This is a genomic window from Asticcacaulis sp. P2_B1 (assembly GCF_056404915.1).
Map to the genome: position 1 here is coordinate 73272 of NZ_JBFUDD010000008.1, position 22644 is coordinate 95915.

20 protein-coding genes are annotated in these 22644 nt (G+C 59.1%); 13 read left to right on the top strand and 7 right to left on the bottom strand.

Features of this window, described 5'->3' with window-relative positions; translation table 11 throughout:
• Positions 1-129 precede the first annotated feature (129 nt).
• From AC1DX3_RS16640 to AC1DX3_RS16650, 3 genes are all read right to left on the bottom strand, one after another.
• Positions 130-2184 (bottom strand): TonB-dependent receptor plug domain-containing protein, encoded by a 2055-nt coding sequence (locus AC1DX3_RS16640; RefSeq protein WP_476990442.1) that lies wholly within the window; start codon positions 2182-2184, stop codon positions 130-132.
• Positions 2185-2474: 290 nt separating this feature from the next.
• Positions 2475-3911: a metalloprotease TldD gene (tldD, locus tag AC1DX3_RS16645; RefSeq protein ID WP_476990443.1), complete on the bottom strand. Its 1437-nt coding sequence runs from the start codon at positions 3909-3911 to the stop codon at positions 2475-2477.
• Between the two features lie 36 nt (positions 3912-3947).
• Positions 3948-4184, bottom strand: coding sequence for a hypothetical protein (locus AC1DX3_RS16650; protein WP_476990444.1), 237 nt, complete (start codon positions 4182-4184; stop codon positions 3948-3950).
• Between the two features lie 79 nt (positions 4185-4263).
• On the opposite strand from AC1DX3_RS16650, the gene coxB reads away from it, so the two are divergent.
• From coxB to AC1DX3_RS16700, 10 genes are all read left to right on the top strand, one after another.
• The gene (coxB, locus tag AC1DX3_RS16655; RefSeq protein WP_476990445.1) at positions 4264-5304 is read left to right on the top strand and encodes a cytochrome c oxidase subunit II; all 1041 of its coding nucleotides are present in this window, start codon (positions 4264-4266) and stop codon (positions 5302-5304) included.
• Between the two features lie 25 nt (positions 5305-5329).
• Positions 5330-7024: a cytochrome c oxidase subunit I gene (gene ctaD / locus AC1DX3_RS16660; protein ID WP_476990446.1), complete on the top strand. Its 1695-nt coding sequence runs from the start codon at positions 5330-5332 to the stop codon at positions 7022-7024.
• A gap of 138 nt (positions 7025-7162) precedes the next feature.
• Positions 7163-8143 carry a heme o synthase gene (locus AC1DX3_RS16665; protein WP_476990549.1) on the top strand — a complete coding sequence of 327 codons (981 nt, stop codon included), beginning with the start codon at positions 7163-7165 and terminating at the stop codon, positions 8141-8143.
• On the top strand, positions 8140-8328 hold the full coding sequence (locus AC1DX3_RS16670; RefSeq protein ID WP_476990447.1) for a hypothetical protein: 189 nt from the start codon (positions 8140-8142) through the stop codon (positions 8326-8328). Before AC1DX3_RS16665 ends, AC1DX3_RS16670 begins: the two co-directional genes overlap by 4 nt.
• A gap of 2 nt (positions 8329-8330) precedes the next feature.
• Complete coding sequence (locus tag AC1DX3_RS16675) at positions 8331-8879, top strand: cytochrome c oxidase assembly protein (RefSeq protein WP_476990448.1); 549 nt, start codon at positions 8331-8333, stop codon at positions 8877-8879.
• Positions 8880-9103: 224 nt separating this feature from the next.
• Positions 9104-10000, top strand: a complete 897-nt coding sequence (locus AC1DX3_RS16680) for a cytochrome c oxidase subunit 3 (protein WP_476990449.1) — start codon at positions 9104-9106, stop codon at positions 9998-10000.
• Positions 10001-10333, top strand: a complete 333-nt coding sequence (locus AC1DX3_RS16685; RefSeq protein ID WP_476990450.1) for a DUF983 domain-containing protein — start codon at positions 10001-10003, stop codon at positions 10331-10333.
• Positions 10333-11034, top strand: coding sequence for an SURF1 family protein (locus AC1DX3_RS16690; protein ID WP_476990451.1), 702 nt, complete (start codon positions 10333-10335; stop codon positions 11032-11034). The genes AC1DX3_RS16685 and AC1DX3_RS16690 overlap by 1 nt, the downstream gene beginning before the upstream one ends.
• A gap of 96 nt (positions 11035-11130) precedes the next feature.
• Positions 11131-12393, top strand: a complete 1263-nt coding sequence (locus AC1DX3_RS16695) for a M16 family metallopeptidase (RefSeq protein ID WP_476990452.1) — start codon at positions 11131-11133, stop codon at positions 12391-12393.
• Between the two features lie 103 nt (positions 12394-12496).
• Positions 12497-14299, top strand: coding sequence for a putative bifunctional diguanylate cyclase/phosphodiesterase (locus AC1DX3_RS16700; protein WP_476990453.1), 1803 nt, complete (start codon positions 12497-12499; stop codon positions 14297-14299).
• An 11-nt stretch (positions 14300-14310) separates the two neighbouring features.
• Here AC1DX3_RS16700 and AC1DX3_RS16705 read toward each other — a convergent pair whose 3' ends face one another.
• Positions 14311-14937 (bottom strand): YqgE/AlgH family protein, encoded by a 627-nt coding sequence (locus AC1DX3_RS16705; protein WP_476990454.1) that lies wholly within the window; start codon positions 14935-14937, stop codon positions 14311-14313.
• 118 nt (positions 14938-15055) lie between these two features.
• Here AC1DX3_RS16705 and AC1DX3_RS16710 point away from each other — a divergent pair, with 118 nt between their 5' ends.
• Positions 15056-15538 carry a redoxin family protein gene (locus AC1DX3_RS16710; RefSeq protein ID WP_476990455.1) on the top strand — a complete coding sequence of 161 codons (483 nt, stop codon included), beginning with the start codon at positions 15056-15058 and terminating at the stop codon, positions 15536-15538.
• A gap of 129 nt (positions 15539-15667) precedes the next feature.
• On the opposite strand, the gene AC1DX3_RS16715 is transcribed toward AC1DX3_RS16710, so the two are convergent.
• From AC1DX3_RS16715 to AC1DX3_RS16725, 3 genes are all read right to left on the bottom strand, one after another.
• On the bottom strand, positions 15668-16579 hold the full coding sequence (locus tag AC1DX3_RS16715) for a DUF2268 domain-containing putative Zn-dependent protease (protein WP_476990456.1): 912 nt from the start codon (positions 16577-16579) through the stop codon (positions 15668-15670).
• A 146-nt stretch (positions 16580-16725) separates the two neighbouring features.
• On the bottom strand, positions 16726-18516 hold the full coding sequence (locus AC1DX3_RS16720) for an acyl-CoA dehydrogenase C-terminal domain-containing protein (protein ID WP_476990457.1): 1791 nt from the start codon (positions 18514-18516) through the stop codon (positions 16726-16728).
• A 42-nt stretch (positions 18517-18558) separates the two neighbouring features.
• On the bottom strand, positions 18559-18966 hold the full coding sequence (locus AC1DX3_RS16725; protein ID WP_476990458.1) for a MerR family transcriptional regulator: 408 nt from the start codon (positions 18964-18966) through the stop codon (positions 18559-18561).
• Between the two features lie 158 nt (positions 18967-19124).
• Here AC1DX3_RS16725 and AC1DX3_RS16730 point away from each other — a divergent pair, with 158 nt between their 5' ends.
• Together AC1DX3_RS16730 and AC1DX3_RS16735 are read left to right on the top strand one after the other, a co-directional pair.
• The gene (locus AC1DX3_RS16730) at positions 19125-20834 is read left to right on the top strand and encodes a hypothetical protein (RefSeq protein ID WP_476990459.1); all 1710 of its coding nucleotides are present in this window, start codon (positions 19125-19127) and stop codon (positions 20832-20834) included.
• A gap of 82 nt (positions 20835-20916) precedes the next feature.
• Positions 20917-22587, top strand: coding sequence for a lysine--tRNA ligase (locus AC1DX3_RS16735; protein ID WP_476990460.1), 1671 nt, complete (start codon positions 20917-20919; stop codon positions 22585-22587).
• Positions 22588-22644: the final 57 nt, after the last annotated feature.

Here is a 22644-nt window from a genome sequence, read left to right on the forward strand (position 1 = left end):
TAACGGGGCGTGGGGTCCGCGACCCCACATCTTCTCTTGCTTCCATCTTTGATCCTTGGCCCATAAGGGCCAGGTCAAAGAAGGAAACCTGGAAAGACTTGGGGGCACAGCCCCCAAACCCCGTTAGTCTTAGAGCTCTTTCTTGATCCGGAAGATAAAGAACGGCTTGTTATACGACACATTGTGCTCGATCCGCTGGATCGCGCTATCGTCCCGCAGCCCCGTCCATACAATCCGGTCATTCTGATCGCGGCGACGTAAGGCGTTCTGCAACACCACGCCGTAGGTGATATTGTCCTTCGACTTGTACTCCGCGTACAGCGACATCCACGGCGCCGACTTGTTACGATAATATTCCGTTGCCTGGTACGACGGCGAATTGTTCAGGCTGTCGAACTCGACGCCCCAACTGGTCCGCGACTTCGGGAAGTTTTGGTTGAAGACAATGCTGTAATTATCCGGGTTCAAATTCGAAATGGCCCGAGTGCGATGGGTCGTCGGGTCGGTGACGCTCGACTTGATGCGCGTATAGTCGATCTTCAACTCGCCGCCCTTGATATGCAGCTTGTCCGTGGGAAGGGTGAGCGAAATACTGGCCTCGTCGCGCGTGCCTTCACCGATATTGCCACGCGCATTGAAGACGCCGTCATCAGTGATGATCGGAGCGAAGTCGAGCGTGTCTTCCAGCGCCGCGTGCTTGTAGCCCAGCGTAATGGCACCCTTGTCCCAGAAACTGTAGTCGACTGTCAGACCGTTCTGCCATTCCTTCTGCGGCACGATCGCCGGATTGCCGGCCTTTACGACCGTGGTCTCCAACGACACCGATGAAGCGAAATCGCTGAAATTCAGCTGTCCGACTACGCGCTCGCTGCGCCAGCTCAGTTTTAATTTTTTCGTAGGCGACCACACGATCTGCAACGATGGCTTCGGGTAGACGAAAGATTGCGAGCGGTTGTCCTGCCGGACCGAAATCGTCGAAGTCTCAACCTTGAGGCCGGTCTCAATATTGATCTTGGCCGTCGCCGCCCAGTTGCGCGTGGCGTAATATTCCTTGCGGTCTTCCTCGACAAAGACACGGTCGAACGGCACATTCTGGGTCGTGTCGTTCTGAGTGTAGAGCGAACTGTTATCCAGGCTGTTGAGCGCGCTTTCGGCGCCGAACTTATAGGTCAGCTTGTCATTGGGCTGCCAGGTCAGTTTGGCGCTGAAAATATGTTCGGACGTCAGGGCCAGCGAACGGTAGTGACCGACGTCGTCGCCATCGTGGAAGACATCGTCCTGGCTGAGGCGGTCGTAGCGCCGCAGGGCGTTCAGGTCCATCTTCAGCGTCTTAGTCAACGAGCGCTCGTACTGCATGCCCAATTCGCTCTCAATTTCCTTGAGATCGAGATGTTCCCTGGCTGTATCGTCGTCGGAGATGTAGTCGGCGTCGTAGTCGTAATCGATCGGATTATAATTGCCGTTGAACGACAGCTTGCCGCCCAGGAAAGGCCGCGAGTGATCGAACTTTTCCTGGTGACCGGTGCCGCCCGCCCATTGATGAATGAACATGTGGTCGGGTGAGGGATCGCTGTAATCCGGAAGATAGGTATAGCGCTGGGTATTGTTGACGCCGTTGTCGCGGAAACCGAAGGCCTCCATGTAGAAGTCGGTCGTCTTGCCGTCCTTGTTGCTGGCATAGCTGAAGAAACCGGCCGGCCGGGCGTGCTGCGGGAAGGTTTTGACGTTGCCGCCGAACTGGATGACAGGCTTGCCGCCGGACTTGCGCACGACATTGACGATCTGGCGGTAACCCTGCATGTCGATGCCGGGCGCGCCGCCGATGATCAGCTCGACGTGGTCTACCTGGGCGGAAGAAATATTGCCCAGGGTCTCATCGAGGCCACTCTTGCTGGCCGGGCGCTGGCCATCGATCAGGACATTGCCGGCGGCGCCGGCAAAGCCACGCACTTCTTCGCCGCGATTGAAGCTGAAACCCGGGACATGGAACACCATGTCGAGCGCCGATGAGACCTGGAATTCAGTGAAATAGTCGGGCTGATATTTGATGACCTGGTTGGCGCCGTCGGTGGCAACGACCGGCGTCGCTGTTGTAGGCGCCGCAGCGGCATCCTGGGCCTGGGCTGAGGTGCCCAAGCCGGCCAACACGAGACAGGTGAGGGCGGACGTCAGATAGTAGCGCATGGTACTCAGTTCCCCGGTCAACGACCGCGAGAGACGATCATTGTTTCGGCAACGAGATAACCGGGCAGGAGCTTATGACAAGTTAAACTGCTGTAACCATTTTAGCGGACTTCGGCCGCGAAATCAGGGACAGAAATCGGAAATGTGAGCGGAAACAAAGCTTTGTCAAAAGAAACTACGGCAATTTTCGTACATCAAAAAAGTTAATCATGACAAAGATTTAATCTTCCGCAACCTGGGTGCCCCTGTCTTCACCACATTGCCGCCACAGTTGACCGAAGCAGCCGCGCTTAAGAGGTGCCGCCGACCGTCAAACCGCGGATGCGCAGGCTGGGCTGACCGATGCCGACCGGCACGCTTTGGCCGCCCTTGCCGCAGGTGCCGACGCCGGGGTCGAAGCGGAAATCGTCGCCGATCATATCGATCTGGCTCATCGCCGCGGGGCCATCGCCGATCAGCGACGCTCCCTTGACCGGTGAAGTCACCTTGCCGTCCTCAATCAGATAGGCCTCGGTGCATTGGAAAACGAATTTGCCGTTGGTGATATCGACCTGTCCGCCGCCGAAATTGACGGCGAACAGCCCCTTTTTGACGCCGGCGATCATATCGGCCTGCTTGTCCTGGCCGCCGCGCATGAAGGTATTGGTCATGCGGGGCAGGGGTTGGTGCGCATAGGACTGCCTGCGGCCGTTGCCGGTCGCATGTGTGCCCATCTGCCGTGCCGACAGGCGGTCATGCATATAGCCGACCAATATGCCGTCTTCGATCAGGGTGGTGCAGGAGGTCGGCGTGCCTTCGTCGTCGATATTGAGCGAACCGCGCGCGTCGCGGATGGTGCCGTCATCGACCACGGTCACGCCTTTGGATGCGACCTGTTTGCCCATCTTGCCCGAGAAGGCCGAGGTGCCCTTGCGGTTGAAGTCGCCTTCCAGACCATGGCCGACGGCTTCGTGCAGCAGCACGCCCGGCCAGCCTGGCCCGAGCACGATATCCATTTCGCCGGCCGGCGCCGCGACGGCGTCAAGATTGACGAAGGCCATGCGGATGGCTTCGTCGACCTGGGCCTGCCACTTTTCCGGCTGGGTGATATCGAACCATGAGATACGGCCGCCACCGCCCATGGAGGCCGTTTCGCGGTGGCCGTTCTTCTCGACCGAGACGCTGACATTGAGGCGGACGAGGGGGCGGTAGTCGTGATAGATTTCGCCGCCCGAGCGCAGGATAGTGATGGCGCGTTTATCGCAGGCCAGAGATGCCGACACCTGGACGACATTCGGATTGCGGTCGCGGGCATAGGCGTCCATGGCCTGGAGCAGGGCGATCTTGTCGGCGAAGGCCATTTCGCCCAGGGGATCATGGGCCTTGTAATAGCTTTGGTTGGAGCGCACCGGATTGCCGGCCACCGCAACATTGACGGCCTTGCCCTTTTTGGCCAGGACGGCGGCTTCCGAGGCGCGATGAATGGCGTCCAACGACAATTCGGCGCTGTTGGCGAAACCGATGGTCTCGTCGGCGACGACGCGAAAGCCGAAACCCTGGTCGGCGCCGTAGGCCGATGATTTCAGCCGGCCGTCGTCGAACAACAGGGATTCGCTTTCCTTCTTCTCGATAAAGATTTCGCCATCGTCGGCGCCGTTCAAGGCCTCTTCCAGCGCGCCCTGGGCAGCGGCTATGTCGAAATCGCCCCAATCGGTGGCGACAGACAGAGAATCGAGGGAATCGGCCATGACGAACTCTTTGTAAAATTACGTATCGATGTCTATTTAAGCATCACGGTTGCGAATGGCTATGGCCAAAGTCCGGTCACGGGCGAAAAACTGACGCACCCCTGCGACATAAGACCGCATGCCGCTTATTGCCAAACCCAAGGCCTGCCTGTTTTTGCGCACGCGGCGTTGATAAAACTGGACATTCGCTTTTTTGCCCTTTGCATTTTCTTGTGAAGGCATTATGGGATCACTCTCAATGGCTGGTTCTGCTTCGCCGTATGCATGAGTCATGCGGGTGTTTTGCGGTCTCGCCGACAAGAATTTCAAAGGGTACGGCCGCTCTCGCGGCCTTAGGATGAGGTATTCTCGAATGGGCATGCGAGCGCTGTTCAAAGCCGCTTCGGCAGCTGTTGCGACATTTCTGCTGGGAAGCGCGCTTTCCGTTTCGGCCTTTGCCGAGCCGTTGAACGAAGGCCAACCGACGGACAAGGCGATGGGCTGGCAGCCCGCAGCGACCTTGTTCAAGGTCAAGGTCGAGCACTTCTACGATTACGGCCTGTTTCCCGTTATCACCGTCATCTCGCTGCTCGTTCTGGCCCTGCTGGCCTGGATCGTCTTCCGCTACAACAAGAAGTCCAACCCGGTTCCCGCGCGCTTCTCGCACAACACCCTGATCGAAATCATCTGGACGCTCGGCCCGGTCATCATCCTGGTCGTCATCGCCATCTTCTCGCTGTCGCTGCTGAAGTACGAAAACGATATGCCGACACCGGACGTTGTCGTAAAGGCGACCGGCAACCAATGGTTCTGGACCTACGACTATCCTGAACTGGGTGTCACCGATGTCGAGTCGCGCATCCTGCCCGACGCGCTGGATATCAAGAAGGCCAAGGCCGCCAATATTCCCTACCTGCTGGAAGTCGACAACAAGCTGGTCGTTCCGGTCAATCGTGTCGTCCATGTCGAAGTCACCGGCGCCGACGTCATCCACTCCTTCACCGTGCCGGCCTTCGGCTTCAAGATAGACGCTGTTCCAGGCCGTCTGAACAATACCTGGTTCAAGGCTACCCGCATCGGGACCTTCTATGGTCAGTGTTCGGAATTGTGCGGCAAGGACCACGCCTATATGCCGATTGAAGTCCAGGTCGTCAGCGATGCGAATTTCGACGCCTATATCATCAAGGCCGGTGGCAAAACCCGCGCCATGTTGGCGGCTGATGCCGCGGCTTCAGCGGCCGCTTCCGCCGCCTCGGCGTCCGACGCTGCGGCCGCCAGTGCAGCAGCTGCCTCGGGCGCCCCTGCCGATGCTTCGGCCAGCGGCTCTGCCGCCGCTCCGGTCGCGGGGGCTCCCGCCGCTGCCACAGGTACAACGTCTTCCGCTTCCGCAGCCGCTGCGGCGCCCGCGAACTAAATACAAGTAAGAGAGATAGATCCCCATGGCCACCGCCGCCGCCTCTCACGATCACCACGATGATCACGCTCACGAGCACAAGCCCGGTTTCCTCGACCGTTGGATCTTTACGACCAACCACAAGGATATCGGCACGCTCTACCTGATGTTCGCCATCATGGCCGGCATTGTCGGCGGGTCGTTCTCCGGCCTGATCCGTTGGGAACTGTACGAACCCGGCTTGCAGGTTTTTGCCCACGGTTCGCTGCTCGACCATTTGGGGCTGTTCAACCTCAGCAATCCCGACAACGCGAAACACGCCTATAACTCCGTCGTAACGGCCCACGCCGTTATCATGATCTTCTTCATGGTCATGCCCGCTATGATCGGCGGCTTCGGCAACTGGTTTGTGCCGATCATGATCGGTTCGCCCGACATGGCTTTCCCGCGCCTCAACAACATCTCGTTCTGGCTGCTGGTCGCGTCGTGGATCCTGCTCTGCACCTCGATCTTCACGCCTTCGGGCCCGGGTGAGGGACAGCACGGCTTCGCCGGCGGCTGGACCATGTACCCGCCGATGTCGAGCCGCGTCGGGTCGCCTGGACAGGCCATGGACCTGGTCATTCTGTCGCTCCACCTGGCGGGTGCATCGTCCATCCTGGGCGCGATCAACTTCATCACCACGATTTTCAACATGCGCGCGCCGGGCATGACCCTGCACCGTATGCCGTTGTTCGCCTGGTCGGTTCTGGTCACCGCCTTCCTGCTGTTGCTGTCCCTGCCGGTTCTGGCCGGCGCCATCACCATGCTGCTGACCGACCGTAACTTCGGCACCTCGTTCTTCGACCCGAACGGCGGCGGCGACCCGATCATGTTCCAGCATCTGTTCTGGTTCTTCGGTCACCCGGAAGTCTACATCCTCATCCTGCCGGGTTTCGGCATCATTTCGCACATCGTTTCGACCTGTTCGAAGAAGCCTATCTTCGGTTATCTCGCCATGGCCTATGCCATGGTCGCCATCGGCTTCGTCGGCTTCATCGTGTGGGCTCACCACATGTATACGGTCGGCATGAGCTTCGACCTGCGTGCCTATTTCGTTATGGCCACCATGGTCATCGCGGTGCCGACGGGCGTGAAGGTGTTCTCTTGGATCGCCACCATGTGGGGCGGCTCGATCGAGTTCAAGGTACCGATGGTATGGGCGATCGGCTTTATCTTCCTGTTCACCGTCGGCGGCGTTACCGGTGTCGTACTGTCCAACGCCGCGGTCGACTACTCGCTGCAAGACACCTATTACGTCGTCGCCCACTTCCACTACGTGTTGTCGCTGGGCGCCGTCTTCTCGATCTTCGCCGGCTTCTACTACTGGTTCGAGAAGATGTACGGCATCAAGTACAATGAGTTCCTCGGTCACCTGCACTTCTGGATCATGTTCATCGGCGTCAACCTGATCTTCTTCCCGCAACACTTCCTGGGTATGCAGGGTATGCCGCGCCGTTACATCGACTATCCGACCGGGTTCACCTACTGGAACCAGATCTCGTCGATCGGCTATGCTATTACCCTGGTCGGTGTCATTGTCTTCCTGGTGATGTGCATCGAAGCCGCCATCGTTCGTCGCAAGGGTGAAGCCAACCCCTATGGTGAAGGTGCCACGACCCTGGAATGGACACTGTCCTCGCCGCCGCCCTATCACCAGTTCTCGGAACTGCCGGTGATAAAAGACGACGAAGAGCACTAAGCCTTTCAGTCGTAAACTAAAATCGGGGGGTGAAGGTTCAAGCGATCTTCACCCCCTTCTTCATTCAAGGCGCAGAATTTGAGCTCCGATCCAAAATCCCAATCTGAGGTGAAGAAGGCGAGAAAGCCGGACATGCCGATGACACGCGAGCAACTGGCCGCCAATTATCAGGCGGCCTATGCGTCAAAGGCCATGCGCGGTACGCCCGGTGAATATTTCCAGTTGCTCAAGCCGCGTGTCATGTCGCTGGTCATCTTCACGGCCGTAACAGGGCTGGTCATTTCGAACGGCCACCTCAACTGGTTTCTGGCTACGGTCGCCATCCTCTGCGTCGCCCTGGGGGCCGGCTCGGCCGGCGCGCTCAATATGGCTCTGGAAGGTGAAACAGACGCCCTGATGCGGCGTACGCGCCTGCGTCCTGTGGCGGCCGGGCGTGTGACAAAGAACGACGCCCTGGCCTTCGGTGGCATCCTGGCCTTCCTGTCTGTCATGACCATGGGCCTGGCGCTGGATAGCTGGTTGGCGGCTGGCCTGTTGGCCCTGACCATCGTCTATTATGTCGTCTTCTACACCATGATCCTGAAGCGTCGCACGCCGCAGAATATCGTCATCGGCGGCGCCGCCGGCGCGTTTCCGCCGGTGATCGGGTGGGCCGCCGCGACCGGCCACGCTCCCCTGGAAGCCTGGATACTATTCGCCATCATCTTTTTGTGGACGCCGCCGCACAGCTGGGCGCTGGCGCTTTACACCACGGAAGACTATGCCAATGCCGGCATTCCGATGATGCCGGTTGTCAAGGGCGCCAAATCGACGCGCCTGCAAATTCTCATCTACAGCCTGGTTATGGCGCCCGTCGCCTGTTTGCCGATAGCCTTTGGCATGGGCGGTCTCGCCTATGCCGCCGTGTCGATCCTGGGCGGTGCCTTCTTCGTCTATCTCGCTGTCCGCGTCTTTTTGTCGCGTGCCGGCGACCATCCGGAAGGTGGTGAGCACAGTCTCTACGATGTTAAGAAGGAAGCCATGGCGGCGCGCAACCTGTTCGCCTTTTCCATTCTCTATTTGACGGCACTGTTCGCCACCTTGCTGATCGAGCACCTGATCTCGGGATTCCTGCCATGACAACCGAAGACGACAAACAGGCCTATCTCAAGGCTCAAAAGCAACGCAACCTGTTCATCGGCTTAGGCTTGGCTGCCTTCGTCATCCTCGTCTTCTTCGTGTCGATGGCGCGCATGGCGCAAGGCCTGCACCGCGACAGCGTGACGAAACAGGTCACCAGCGCTTCGATCGCCGCTTCACACTGACCATGAGTAAAAACTCCCGCATGGTGTTGATTTTGGTGGGGGCGCTCGTCTTCATGGGCGGCCTGGCCTATGCCAGCGTGCCGCTCTATCGCGCCTTCTGCACCGCTACCGGCTTCAACGGCACCGCCCGCAAGGCGCGTGTCGCCCTGGCTGAGTCGCAGGAGACCAATACCATCATCCGCGTCCACTTCGATTCCAACACCAACGGTATCCAGTGGAGCTTTAAGCCTGACAAACCCTATATCGACACGCGGGTCGGCAAGACCGCGCTGATTCAGTTCAGCGTGCGTAACAATGCCGATCATCCGGTGACCGGCCGCGCCAGTTTCAACGTCCTGCCCGACACCATGGGCCCATACTTCATGAAGCTGCAATGCTTCTGCTTTACCAATCAGACCCTTCAGCCGGGGGAGTCGCGCCAGTTTCAGGTGCTGTACTTCCTCGATCCCAAGCTGATGACGAACACCGACACGAAGACGGTCAAGGACGTGACCCTGTCCTATACCTTTTTCGAAGCGAAAGACGGCCAAAGCACGACAAAAACAGAATGATTAAGCTCAAGCGCCGCATGGCTCCTCGCATAAGCTCGGGCGCACGGTCGTGCTTGCCAGGCTTGCATGCAAAAACGCATCAAAGCCTGGAAATCTAGTCGATTTGTGCGCCGCGTTGCATTGTGTTTGAAAAGGAATTGGCATAAACGGGATTTCCGGCCTTGTGCCCGCAAGATACGAACAACTGCGCTTCGACGCAGAGCAAAATAGGTGAGTTAAGCTCGATGGCCCATCACGGCGTTAAACACGACTATCATATCATCAACCCCAGCCCGTGGCCGTTGCTCGGTTCGGCCTCCGGCCTGATCTGGGCTTTTGGCATGGTCATGGGCATGCGTGGCCTGTTCGGCGAGCCGAAAGGCACCTGGTGGCTGCTGTTCGTCGGCATCGCCGGTATCCTGCTGACCATGTTCGTGTGGTGGCGCGATGTCATCAAGGAATCGAAGGCGGGCGATCATACCCCGGTAGTGCAGCTGGGGCTGCGCTACGGCATGATCATGTTCATCTGCTCCGAAGTCATGTTCTTCGTCGCCTTCTTCTGGATGTTCTTCGAAATGGCCCTGTTCCACGGTCACCGATCCGGCGCTGCCGAGGCGATCGACGAAGTCAAGACGGCCTGGTCGAAATGGCCGCCGGAAGGCGTCGAAACGCTTGACGCCTGGCAATTGCCGCTGGTCAACACCCTGCTGCTGCTGACCTCGGGCACAACGGTTACCTGGGCGCACCATGCCCTTCAGGTCAACGACCGCAATGGCGCCAAGTGGGGCCTGATCCTGACGGTTATCCTCGGCGTCCTGTTCACCTGCGTCCAGGCCAACGAATATATGGAAGTCATCAAGGAACATAATTTCCACTTCTTCCTGCTGCCCGATGCCGCCGATGCGACCGGCGCCGCCAACCTCTACGGTTCGGCCTTCTTTATGGCGACTGGCTTCCATGGTTTCCACGTCCTCATCGGCACGATCTTCCTGTTCGTCTGCCTGTTGCGTGTTCTGGCCGGCGATTTCACGCCGAAGAAGCACTTCGGTTTCGAAGCCGCCGCTTGGTATTGGCACTTCGTCGACGTGGTCTGGCTCTTCCTGTTCGCCTTTATCTACGTCATCTTCGGCGGCACGCATTAAGTGAACTTCTTAGCGGCGGCCATGGGCAAATGCCCGGTATGCGGCAAGGGCAAGCTGTATAAATCCTACCTCAAAGTGGCGGATAATTGCACCGCCTGCGGGCAGAAATTCAAGGCGGCGGACACCGGAGACGGTCCCGTCGTCTTTGTCATCCTGATCGCCGGTTTCCTGACTTGCGCCGGTTTGATGGTCAGCCTCCTGGTCTACAGCTGGCCGGTCCTGTTTTTGCTCGGTGTCTGGCCGCTTTTCGCCGTCGTTTTGTGTCTTATCCTGATGCCCGTGCTGAAAGGATTGATGATCGCCTCCCAACTCAGGCACAAGGTCCGGGATTGATGTCCATCACCGAAATCCTGCGCGCCGTCCCAAAGGGCATGCTGGTGAGCGTCATCATTGCCTTTGTCTTCCTCAACGGCCTCGGCATCTGGCAATTGGAACGCCTGCGGTGGAAAGAAGGCTTGATCAACGACATGGCGCGCACCGAAGCCATGCCGCCGGTGCCTGCCGAACAAGCGCTGACCCAAGCAACTCCGGCATGGCGCTCCGTGACCCTGCCGCCTTGCACATTGGCGCCCGAGCGCTTCATCTATATGCACAGCGAATTGGCCGGTGAACCCGGTTTTCGCGTCCTCACGGCGTGCGGTGTTGCCGGTGGCAAGAGCGTCCTGGTCGATCTCGGTTTTTCCACCGCCAAACTGACCCTGGCCGACGGCGCCGATCTTACGCCGGTAGGACGGCTCAGGCCTTTTGAAAAACCCGGCATGGTGACGCCGGTCAATCGCCCTGCGGATAGTGACTGGTATTTTCGTTCGGTCGCCGATATGGGGCCGGTGTTGAAGGCCGATCTGCGCGACGATTATTTCGTTGTCCTTGATCTCTCGCGTTCCAACGCCCATATCGCCGGCCTGGCGCAAGGGCCGCTGACTGCGCCTCTGCCCAACCGCCATTTTGAATATGCCCTGACCTGGTTCGGCCTTGCCTGGGCAATGCTCGGCATGTTCGGGTCCTTTATTTATCAACGCGCAAGGGCGCGTTGAGTCTTTCCGCTCAAGCGCCGCGAGGCTCCTCGCAAAAGCTCGGGCGCACACTTGTGCTTGCCATTTGCATCCTGCAAATGGAATATCGGACTTAATATGAACTCAACCATTCTCGACGGCCAAAAGCTCTACCAGTTTGACAACGGCTTGCGCCTGTTGGTCGATCCGATGCACGGCCTGAAGACCTTTGCTCTGACGGCCTTGATCTATGGCGGCGCCCGTTTTGAAACGGCAGCGCAGTCGGGTTGGGCGCACCTTTTGGAACACATGGTGTTCAAGGGGGCGGGGGGGCGCAACGCCATGGAACTGGCCGAAGCCATCGAGCACAAGGGCGGCAGCATCAATGCTTCGACAGGTTATGAACACACCCGTTTCGAGGTCCGCGGCCTGAATTCGCTGTTGCCGTTAGCGCTGGAAATCGTCACCGATCTGATGTTCCGCCCGACCCTTGATGGCGAAGAGCTGACTCGTGAAAAGAAGGTGGTCGAGCAGGAAATCCATGAAGCCTTCGACACGCCCGACGACCACGTTTTCGATCTGCTGCAATCGGCCATGTTTCCGGACCAGGCGATCGGCCGCCCGATCCTCGGCAGCAAGCAAAGCTTGAAGCCGGCCAATCCGCTCAATCTGCGCGCCTTTGCCGAGACGCTCTACGCCCCGCATCAGATCGTCATCTGCGTCTCCGGCGGCGTCGATCCGGCGGAGGTTTATGACGTTGCCAAGCCGCTGATCGACAGCGTACCGGCCCATGCCGGTTTCGGTGCGCCGGTGCCGCTGAGTTTCGCACCCAATCGCGCCGTCCATAAACGCAAGATCGAACAGGCCAATGTCACGCTCGGTTTCAGTGCTATCGGCCGTCTTGATCCCGATATCATACCGCTGCGTTTGTTCAGTGAAATCCTGGGCGGCGGCATGGCCTCACGCCTGTTCCAGGAAGCACGTGAAGCGCGCGGCCTGGCCTATGCCATCGATTCGTTCGCCACGCCTTATCGCGACGGCGGCGTTTTCGGCATCTATGCCGGCTGTGCTCCTGCGGACGTCGAACCCTTGATCCAATTGGTGCAAAAGGTTTTGGGCGAACTGGCTTCCGATCCGACGGTCGCCGAACTCGAACGCGCCAAGGCGCAATTCATGACTTCGCTGTTCCTCAATCACGAAGGTGCCGCATCGCGAGCCAGTACCTTTGCCAGCCAGATGTCGACCCATGCCAAGGTCTTTACGCTGGACGAGGTCGCGGCCGAGATTAACCGAGTCAGCCGCGACGACCTGGTCCGCGTAGGCTCCGGCATAGCCAGCCAAAAGACCTTCGCCAGCGCGCTTTTGGGCCCACGGTCGATGGGCGATTTGCTGGCGGCCTGAAGCTTTATAAAATCCTCAGGTGCAGCATCATCACCTTATCCCAAACGTAACCAATTATGGTTAAATTGTCCGTTTGGCAGGGCGCGCGGTTCCGGGTAGAGACATGTCTGACATCAATCATCAAGGCTGGACGATGACCGGTTCCGACAGCCAATCAGGTCACGATCTACTCATGGCGGTAAATCACAAGTGTAATCCGCAGGCCGACCTTGGTAATGCCGAGGTCCAGGCCGAAGCGCTGAAGGCCGCCGACAGCCTGTTATGGTCTTACGACCTGTCGCAAGGACGTTTCGAATTTCGAGGCGATCTGCGCGCGCTCGACTTGCCGCCCATCCATGGCCGCATCACGCTCGACGATCTGGCGCCGCTGTTCGAAAAGGGCGAGATCGGCCGGCTCGAATCCGTGCTGCATTCCGTCGAAGTCCTGACCATGGCCGATCTGCCGGCCGATGATCACGTGCAATGCCTGCTGCGTCTGAAAGATCAACGCCTCGTCTATCTCAAGGGGCGCAAGGTCGCCAAGCACGTTGTTCTGGGCACCCTGACCGAATTGAGCCGCGATATACGCCGCGCCAGATCAACCATGGACAGCGGCCTGGCCGTCCATGACGTCAATCACGATCCGTTGACGGGGCTCTATAACCGCCAAGGCTTTCTCGGCGCCGCCGGGCATTTTCTGGCGCGTGAAGGCGACTATGACCTGGTCGTAGGCGACCTTAATCGCTTCCGCCGTCTCAACGAAGCCCTCGGCCACGAGCGCGCCGATATCGTGCTCAACCTGTTGGCCCAGCGTTTGCGCGACGCCTTTGGCGACCACTCCGTGCTGGCGCGCCTGGGCGAAGATGAATTCGCCGTCTTGACCGCCCGCGGCTTTCCGCGCGTCTCCGAGCGCATGCGCAATGCCTTGGAACGCACCATCACGGTCGCCGGCTTCGACATTCACCCGACCTTTTCAATGGGGGCGGTTTCGGTCGAAGGCGGGGCTGCCGCCCTGGAAAGCGCCGAACTGTTGCGCCGCGCCGAAATGGCCGTCGAAGCCGCCAAACAAAAGGGTGTCGGCGGCGTCGCCTCTTACAAACGCGATCTTGAAAGCGATGGCCTGACGCGCCTGGCTTTGGAGGCCGAACTGCGCAAGGCCTTTATCAGCGGCGAGATTCATGCCTGGTTCCAACCCATCGTCAATCTGGCGACCGGACGCATCGCCGGTTTCGAAGCCCTGGCGCGCTGGGTGCATCCGAAGCGCGGCGTCATCCCGCCCGACCATTTCCTCGGCGCCGCACGCGATCTCGGCATGATGGTCGACCTCGGTACCATCATCCTGAACGCTACGGTCAATAATCTGAAGGGATGGATGAAGGTCTATACCCTGCCGATCGACTTCTTCGTCAGCGTCAATCTGTCGGCGCCGGAAATCGAGCGCCTGCATCTGGTCGAGGACGTGTCGCGCCTGATCCGTGAAGCCGGCTTGCCGCGCAAGTGTTTGAAACTCGAAGTCACCGAAAGCGACGTGATGCGCGATCCGCAAGCGACGGCCCTGGTGTTGGAAGCCTTGCGCGACGCCGGCGCCGGCATCGCGCTCGACGATTTCGGCACCGGTTTCTCGTCGCTCAGCTATCTCGCCAAGCTGCCTTTCGACACCCTTAAGATCGATCGGTCGTTCGTCATGACCATGCAGGACGAGGAATCGTCGGAAAAGATCGTCCGTGCCATCTTGACGCTGGGGCGCGATCTTGGCTTGGACGTCGTGGCCGAGGGCGTGGAAAACATGGCCTTGGCCAATCGCCTCAACGGATTGGGCTGTGGTTTGGGGCAGGGTTGGGGCTTCGCCAAGGCATTGAAGCCGATCGAGGCCGAGGCCTTTCTGGCGGCGTCTTTGGGTTACAATACCAATGCGTTGATCGCCTAAGCCAAAATACCTTAAGCCCGCCCAGCTGTGCCCGACAGGTGGCCAGGCTCGACGCCCATGCTGGCCAGCGCACGTGACCACAGATGTTCCGGGTCTCCGCCGAACAGCAATTCCTGGCTGGCCGGCGCCACAAGCCAGGCATTGGCGCTGAGCTCCGTTTCCAGTTGTCCCGGGCCCCAGCCGGCATAGCCGAGCGCGATCAAGGTCTTTTTCGGGCCGGTTCCGGTTGACAGATCGACCAGTATGTCGCGCGACGCGGTGAGACCAACGCCTTGTTCCGTACCTTCACCCACCGTTATATAGGGGCCACCGAGGTCAAGGGTGATATCGTCCAGCGCATAGTCGAGTGTATGCAGCACGAAGCCGCGATCGTTTTGCACCGGACCGCCGCGATAGATCTTGATGGCCGAAGTCGCCCCATCGGCGCCTTCGATACCCAATTCCCGGGCCATCTTGCCGAAATTCAGCCCGTTGATAGGCTGGTTCAGCACCAGGCCCATGGCGTGCAGTTCATCATGCTGGCAAAGATAGATGACGCTGTGGTCGAACGGCTGTTCGGCCATGGACGGCATGGCGATCAGCAGTTGTCCTTGGTAGGACGTGTGCGCGTCGGCCTCTGGCGTTTCGGTTGTCGTCATCTTGGGGTGTAAATCCTTGGTCTTATACGAGACTAACATATATTCGCCTTCCGGTCTTGGCGCGATCCCCGATAAAGTTATATAGGGGATCACGTTTTAAACATATAAGGAGCCTGCCATGACGCTGCAAGTTGGTGATAAGTTGCCGGAGGTCCCCGTAACCGTCGTGGACGAGGCGGGTCCTAAATCGACCGCGTCGCGCGATTTTTTCGGCGGCAAGACGGTTGTGCTGTTTGCCGTTCCGGGCGCCTTTACCCCGACCTGTAGCGCGCGCCACCTGCCGGGCTTCAAGGACCATGCTGCCGATTTCAAAGCCAAGGGTGTCGATGTCGTCGCCTGTACGTCGGTCAACGACTATTTTGTCATGAAAGCGTGGGCCAAGGATCAGGGTATTGCGGACGAGGTCGTGTTGCTGGCCGACGGCAATGGCGATTTCGCCAAGGCAGTGGGGCTTGAGTTCGACGGCAGCGGTTTCGGTATGGGGCCACGGTCGAAGCGTTACGCCGCCGTGATCAAAGACGGCGTTGTCGACAAGCTGTTCGTTGAGGCGCCGGGTGAATTCCGGGTGTCGAGCGCGGAGTATGTGCTGGAGAATTTGTAAAGCGAGGGGATGCGTCCCCTCGACCCCATAACTTGTCCGTAGAAATACTTAAAGCCGGGTCCGAAGTGGCCCGGCTTTAAGTATTTATAATGAACGACTTACGAGGTCCAGGAGGCGTGCCTCCTGGCCTTACAACGCCTGCAACACATCCCGCACAATCCCCAGCAACTGATCATTCGGCACACGCGCCATCTGGGCCGGTGTCATCGTCTTACCCAGCCGTTCAGCCACTTTAAACCCAATCAGATACCCCATCCGCGACGGGATCGAGCCCTTATAATTGGCATAGAAGAAACGACCATAATCCTTGTCGTCGCGCGATTCCAGGCAGGTCAGCAGGTCGGCCACGGCCACGTGAACCGTCTCTGGCGTCACCTGGGTGAGTTCGGCATCATCGAGCAAGACGTTGACGCGTGACGCCTTCGGATTCATCAAACCGCTGACATAGGTGGCACAGCCCTCCATCCACAGCGCGACATAGACCTGCGGCGTCGCGTCGAGGCTTTGTTCGGGATAAGCTTGGGCCTGATACAGGTGGAAGGATTCGTGGTCGAGCAGCACCGACAGATCGGTCTTGGCCCCGTGATATTTGATGATGCCATCCAGGCCCAGGAACAGCGGTACCTTGCCCTGCCACGGCTGCAGATGGCCGTCGAAATTATACAGGGATGGCATGACATAGATGGGCGCGCGGTTTGAGTCGAAATCGGGCAGGAATTGCGCGAAATGTTGATTGTGCCTGCGGAACTGTCGCGGAAAATGCCGCCACAGCCGGCGGACATCGTCAGCTGTGGGATCGAACTGCGGCAGCCATTTGGTGATGCGCTCCTCGCTGAGTTTGACGCCCGAACCGTCATAGATGTCGGCATGCGGCGTGAAGAAACCGGCCATCAAGGCAGCGGCGCGATCGGGCCTGTTGAGCGTCCTGTCGTAGACCGGCCAGAAATCGGCCATCAGGTCGATATAGTCGGCGTTCTTCGCCAAGGCAGGGGAGGCGATGGCTGAGGCGAGCGCGGTCAGGAAAAGGCGGCGATGGAACATGGAAGGCACCCAGGATTGAGGCCGGGGGTCGCGGACCCCTGGACCCCATAACTATTTGTATAAATAATAAAAGCCGGGCCCAACAGGCCCAGCTTTTATTATTTTCTCGAATGGCTAACGAGGTCCAGGAGGCGCGCCTCCTGGCCTTAAAACTGATCATCCGCCAACGCCATCAACCCATCCGACCCGGCCTTCATCTTCACCAGATGCGCCTCGGCGTCCGGTAAGATGCGCTCCAAAAACACCCGCCCCACCTTCAGTTTCGTATCGAAGAACGGATCGGTCGAACCCTCGGCGACCTTTTCCTGCGCCGCCTTGGCCATGCGCGCCCACATATAGGCCGAACACGTCAAACCGAACAGATGCAGATAATCCAGCGACCCCGCCGCGGCGGCGTCCGGATTACCCATGCCATTCTGCATCAACCACATCGTGCCGTCGAACAGCTTCGCCTTCACGTCCTTCAAAGCCTTAATATAGGCCGGCACGATCGAACCCGGCTCTTCAGCCGCAATATAACCGTCGATTTCACCCAGGAAGCTCTGCAAAGCACGGCCGCCCTTGCTCGGCAACTTGCGGCCAACCAGATCCAGGGCCTGGACACCATTCGTGCCCTCATAGATCAGGGTAATGCGTACATCGCGCATATATTGCGACGCCGGGAAGTGCTCGGTAAAGCCCGAACCGCCGTGCACCTGCATGGCGTCCTGGGTCACCTTCAACCCCTTTTCCGTCAGATAGGCTTTGATCACAGGCGTAAGCAAGCCCATATAATCATTGGCCTTTTCACGGCCCGCTTCGTCTTCTGCCACCTTGGCCAGATCGGCTTGCAAAGCAACCCATGTCAAAAAGGCGCGACCGCCTTCGATCAGGGCGCGCGACTCTAACAACATGCGGCGTACATCGGGGTGAACCAGGATCGAATCCGCCGGACCGTCGGGGTTTTTCGGGCCGGTCAAAGCGCGGCCTTGAAGGCGGTCCTTGGCGAACTGCGTCGCGGCGACCAGCGAGGCGTGACCGATAGCCAGGCCCTGCAAACCAACGCCGAAACGGGCATTGTTCATCATGTAGAACATGATCTTCAGGCCCTCGTTCGGCGCGCCCAGCAGGAAACCCTTGGCGTCTTCATAGACCATGACGCAGGTCGAATTGCCGTGGATGCCCATCTTGTGCTCGAGCCCGGCGCATTGCAGTGAATTGCGCTCGCCCGGCACGCCGTCGGCATCGGGGATGAACTTCGGCACCAGGAACAAGGAGATGCCCTTGACGCCGGCCGGGGCGCCTTCGATGCGCGCCAAAACCAGGTGACAGATATTGCTGGTGAAATCGTGCTCACCGGCCGAAATCCAGATCTTCTGGCCGCTGATCCTGTACGAACCATCGGTCTGCGGCACAGCCTTGGTGCGCAATAGGCCGAGATCCGTGCCGCAATGGGGCTCGGTCAGGTTCATCGTCCCCGACCATTCGCCGGAGATCAGCTTGGGCAGGTACATGGCCTTCTGTTCGTCCGTGCCGCCGGCGGTCAGGGCCGAGATCGCGCCTTCGGTCAGGCCGGGATACATGCCAAAGGCCGAACCGGCGCCCGACAGCATTTCGGAAAAGGCGGTGTTGACGAAATGCGGCAAGCCCTGGCCGCCATATTCCGGATCGCCCGACAAAGCCGTCCAGCCGGCTTCCGCCATGGCCTTATAGGCTTCCTTATAGCCCTTCGGCGCCGTCACTTCGTGGGTGACCGGATCCAAGGTGCAGCCTTCCTTGTCGCCCGAAATATTGATCGGGTGGACGACTTCCTCGGTGAACTTGGCGGCTTCTTCCAGGATGGCGAAAACCGTGGCGCTATCGGCGTCGGCAAAGCCCTTCAGATTGCTGTACTGGTCGGTGTTGAAAACATCGCCGAAAAGAAACTGATAATCGCGGACGGGGGCTTGATAGGCCATTTTCTTATATTCCCTGTTGAGAAGTTCGCAGTTACGCTTTGATTAGGCTTCGGTTTCGGCCTCGACCGTCTTGATCTGTTCTTCCAGCCAGACACAACCGTCGGCCATGTCGCGGATGGCCGCATCGATATCTTCGCGCTGACGCTTGAGCGTCTCGATCTGGCCGCGGTACTTGACCAGGGTGGCGCGCATCTGCGAGGCACCATGGTCCTTCGGGGTATAGAGGTCGAGGATTTCGTGAATTTCGATCAGCGAAAAGCCCAACCTTTTGCCGCGCAGAATCAGTTGCAACCGCGCCCGGTCGCGCGGTGAATACAGCCGAGTCTGGCCCTTGCGTTCCGGCGAGATCAGGCCCTTGTCCTCGTAGAAACGCAGGGCGCGCGCCGTGACGTCGAACTCCTTGCTGAGCTGACGGATCGAATAGGTCTTGTGCAGGTCTTTGTGTTCCATGTCGGTTCTGTATGGCAAAAGTTTACATTAACGTCAACGTAAAGCTTAAGCAGATTTGACTGGCACGTCAACAAATTTGTTTCCCTAAGGGGAGGTTTTCCATGTGCATTGACACTGTGAAAGGCGCGTGGTCTCAATGGCGAAAAGGGGAGCGCGTCATGACATCCAAAGCCAGATTGATGATCGCCGCCAGCGCGTTGGCCTGTCTGATCACCATGGGCTGTGCCGGCAAGGCGGCGGCCCCGGCCACGGCGACGAGCGCGCTCGATCCAGCCTATCTGGCGGCCCATGTCTGCGGCAAGCCCGGCGATGCTGCGCCGACGTCTGATAAGGCCATGCCGTTGCTGGGGGGACTGGCGCCGATCCATTACGCCGTCTCTTCAAAAAATCCCGAGGTCCAGCTTTACTTCGATCAGGGTATCGCCCTGTTGTACGGCTTCGAATATGAGACGGCCTATAAGAGCTTCAAAATGGCGAAGACGCTCGACCCCAACTGCGCCATGTGCGGCTGGGGCATGGCCATGGCCCTGGGGCCCAATATCAACAACAGCGATATGAAGGCCAAGGATCTGGACGAGGCGCGCGCCTTGCTCGCCACGGCCACCAAGGCGACGGACCTAACCGATCGCGATCGTGCCCTGATCGATGCGCTCAATATCCGCTACGCTGCCGGCGCGCCGTCCGCCACCGGCAATGTCTGGACCGAAAAATTCGCCGACGCTATGGGCGCGGCGGCTCAGCGTTGGCCCGACGACGATTTCGTCACAGTCCTGGCAGCCGAGTCGGCGATGGATATGCGCCCCTGGGATTATTGGGAGCCGGGCGGTCATGTCGCCAAACCCTGGGGCGCCAAGGCCATGACCCTGGTCGAAGCCGTTCTAAAGCGCAATCCGGACCAGGCAGAGGCCATGCACCTCTACATCCACCTGACCGAAGATTCCGACAATCCGCGTCGGGCAGAGCCCTATGCCGATCGTTTGGGTGCCCTGGCGCCCAATTCGCCGCACCTGGTCCACATGCCCAGCCACACCTTTTATCCGCTGGGCCGTTTCAAGGATTCGATCGTCGTCAATGAAAAGGCGATTGCATTGGACGAAGGCATGGCGCGAGATATCGGCGCCGATCCGGCCTGGTACGGATATTATTTCCACCATGCGCGATTCATCATGTCGGCGGCCCAACAGGTCGGCGACGGGCCGACGGCCTTGCGTCTGGCGGCGCAGATGGAACAGGGCGTGCCGCTGGACAAGGCTTTGACGTCGGAATGGGCGGAAAGCACCCTGGCTCTCACCCTGCAGGCGCGCGGGCAGTTCCAGACCCCGGCCGAGGTCCTGGCCCTGGCCGCGCCGGACAAGCGGTTGAAGATTGCCACTGTGGCCTGGCGCGCCGTTCGCGCTGAAGCCTTTGCTCGCGCCGGCGATGTCGTTTCGGCGCGCAAGGAATTGAAGGCGCTTAAAAAGGCTCGCGATGGGGCCAAATCGAAAGATTGGAAGGGCTTTGTCGACCTGGCAAATGAGATGGCCCTGGGCCGTGTCGAATTGGCGGCCGGCAATAATGCCGCTGCGATCGCGCATTTCCGCACGGCCGTGACCCTGGACAGTCAGTTCGAATATGCCGAACCGCCTTTGTGGTTCCAACCGGCCGATATCGCGTTGGGCCGGGCCTTGCTGGCCTCCGGCGACGCCGCCGGCGCCAAGGCGGCCTTCGACCACGCGATCGCCGTTCGTCCGGGCAATGCCTATGCCGTCTGGGGGCAGGCTCAGGCCGAAGCGAAACTGGGTGACACGGCCAGTAGCCAGGCGGCCACAGCAGCCTTCGATGGCATCTGGTTGGGAGATACGGGCACGATGACGATGGATCGGCTTTAGGCTGGTCATGCTAAGTAATTGACCTGATGACCGTTGCGCCGTAAAGCCAAGCCTCTCTTATATGAAAGGCTCAAATCCCATCATGTCTTCCCTCGCCACCCTCGCATACGCCGGCCGTGCATGGCCGTTTGAACAGGCTCGCGCTCTGATCGCCCGCCTGATCAAATCACGCGTCGACGGGCACGAGGCGCAGAAACGGGCGCTCAGCCTGATCGAAGCCGGCAAGACGGATGAGGCATTGGGCGAGTATGAAGGCCTGGGCCGGCCGGTGATCTTCGAGACCGGCTATGGTCCGTCTGGCTTGCCGCATATCGGCACCTTCGGCGAGGTGGCGCGCACGACCATGGTGCGCCAGGCGTTCGAGGCCATGACCGGTGGCGTGTGGTCGACGCGTCTGATCTGTTTCTCCGACGATATGGACGGGCTGCGTAAGGTACCGGACGGTATCCCCAATGCCGAGGTGCTGCGTGAGGACCTGTACAAGCCTCTCACCGTCGTGCGCGATCCGTTCGGCGAATACCCGTCGTTCGGTGAACATAATAACGCGCGTCTTAAAAAGTTCCTCGATGGCTTTGGATTCGCTTATGAATTTTTGTCCTCGACCGATTGTTACAAGGGCGGGGTTTTCGATCAGACCTTGTTGACGGCACTCGATCGTTTCGACGATATCCAAAAAGTGATGTTGCCGACTTTGGGGGCCGATCGCCGTGCGACCTATTCGCCGTTCCTGCCGATTTCGCCCAAGACCGGGTTCGTCCTTCAGGTGCCGACGCTCGAGCGCAATGTGTCCAAGGGCACGATCGTCTTCGAGGAGAACGGAGAGAAGTTCGAGGTGCCGGTGACCGGTGGTCACGTCAAGATGCAGTGGAAGCCGGATTGGGCCATGCGTTGGGCAGCTTTGGGCGTCGATTACGAGATGGCCGGCAAGGATCTGATCGATTCCGTCAAGGTGTCGTCGCAGGTGTGCCGCATCCTGGGCGGCGTGGCGCCGGAGGGCTTTAATTATGAGCTCTTTCTTGACGAAGCCGGTCAGAAGATCAGCAAGTCGAAGGGCAATGGATTGACCATGGAGGACTGGTTGCGTTACGGCGCGCCGGAGAGCCTGGCCTATTACATGTTCCAGTCGCCGAAATCAGCCAAGAAGCTCTATTTCGACGTGATTCCGCGGGCGACGGACGAGTTCTTCCAGCAGTTGGATGCCTTCCCGAAGCAGGAATTGGCCAAGCAGATCGAGAACCCGGTGTGGTTTGTGTTGCGCGGCGATACGGCAATCAAGTCGCCGCCGGTGACGTTTGGGTTGATGTTGAACCTGGTGTCGGTGGCCAATGCCTCGGACAAGGAGACGTTATGGGGCTTCCTGCGCGCCTATATTCCCGGGGCGACGCCTGAGAGCGAGCCGGTTCTGGATCGTTTGGCGGGTTATGCGATCAACTATTTCGAGGACTTCGTCAAACCGACCAAGGTGTTTCGTTTGCCGGATGACAAGGAAAAGGCCGCCCTGGTGGAATTGGCGGCTAAGTTCCGTGAATTGCCGGTCGATACGCGGGATGCCGAGTTGTTGCAGAACATCGTCTTCGAGGTTGGAAAGGCGCATGAATTCGAGCCTTTGCGGGCATGGTTTCAGGCTTTGTATGAGGTTCTTTTGGGCCAATCCCAGGGACCGAGGTTTGGGTCATTCGTGGCTATCTTTGGCTTGGAGCGGACGATTGCGTTGCTGGAGCAGGGCGTGGCCGGTGAGCTGGTAGCTGCTTAACTTATGGGGTTTGGGGGCTGTGCCCCCATAACTTTTCTTTTCTTCTCTTTTCTTCCG

Coding starts and splice junctions, on each gene's coding strand:
- AC1DX3_RS16690 (WP_476990451.1), top strand. CDS start 10,333: ATGTCCATCACCGAAATCCTGCGCGCCGTCCCAAAGGGCATGCTGGTG.
- tldD (WP_476990443.1), bottom strand. CDS start 3,911: ATGGCCGATTCCCTCGATTCTCTGTCTGTCGCCACCGATTGGGGCGAT.
- AC1DX3_RS16675 (WP_476990448.1), top strand. CDS start 8,331: ATGAGTAAAAACTCCCGCATGGTGTTGATTTTGGTGGGGGCGCTCGTC.
- AC1DX3_RS16715 (WP_476990456.1), bottom strand. CDS start 16,579: ATGTTCCATCGCCGCCTTTTCCTGACCGCGCTCGCCTCAGCCATCGCC.
- AC1DX3_RS16730 (WP_476990459.1), top strand. CDS start 19,125: ATGACATCCAAAGCCAGATTGATGATCGCCGCCAGCGCGTTGGCCTGT.
- coxB (WP_476990445.1), top strand. CDS start 4,264: ATGGGCATGCGAGCGCTGTTCAAAGCCGCTTCGGCAGCTGTTGCGACA.
- AC1DX3_RS16720 (WP_476990457.1), bottom strand. CDS start 18,516: ATGGCCTATCAAGCCCCCGTCCGCGATTATCAGTTTCTTTTCGGCGAT.
- AC1DX3_RS16640 (WP_476990442.1), bottom strand. CDS start 2,184: ATGCGCTACTATCTGACGTCCGCCCTCACCTGTCTCGTGTTGGCCGGC.
- AC1DX3_RS16670 (WP_476990447.1), top strand. CDS start 8,140: ATGACAACCGAAGACGACAAACAGGCCTATCTCAAGGCTCAAAAGCAA.
- AC1DX3_RS16710 (WP_476990455.1), top strand. CDS start 15,056: ATGACGCTGCAAGTTGGTGATAAGTTGCCGGAGGTCCCCGTAACCGTC.
- AC1DX3_RS16700 (WP_476990453.1), top strand. CDS start 12,497: ATGTCTGACATCAATCATCAAGGCTGGACGATGACCGGTTCCGACAGC.
- AC1DX3_RS16735 (WP_476990460.1), top strand. CDS start 20,917: ATGTCTTCCCTCGCCACCCTCGCATACGCCGGCCGTGCATGGCCGTTT.
- AC1DX3_RS16705 (WP_476990454.1), bottom strand. CDS start 14,937: ATGACGACAACCGAAACGCCAGAGGCCGACGCGCACACGTCCTACCAA.
- AC1DX3_RS16725 (WP_476990458.1), bottom strand. CDS start 18,966: ATGGAACACAAAGACCTGCACAAGACCTATTCGATCCGTCAGCTCAGC.
- AC1DX3_RS16695 (WP_476990452.1), top strand. CDS start 11,131: ATGAACTCAACCATTCTCGACGGCCAAAAGCTCTACCAGTTTGACAAC.
- ctaD (WP_476990446.1), top strand. CDS start 5,330: ATGGCCACCGCCGCCGCCTCTCACGATCACCACGATGATCACGCTCAC.
- AC1DX3_RS16650 (WP_476990444.1), bottom strand. CDS start 4,184: ATGACTCATGCATACGGCGAAGCAGAACCAGCCATTGAGAGTGATCCC.
- AC1DX3_RS16665 (WP_476990549.1), top strand. CDS start 7,163: ATGACACGCGAGCAACTGGCCGCCAATTATCAGGCGGCCTATGCGTCA.
- AC1DX3_RS16680 (WP_476990449.1), top strand. CDS start 9,104: ATGGCCCATCACGGCGTTAAACACGACTATCATATCATCAACCCCAGC.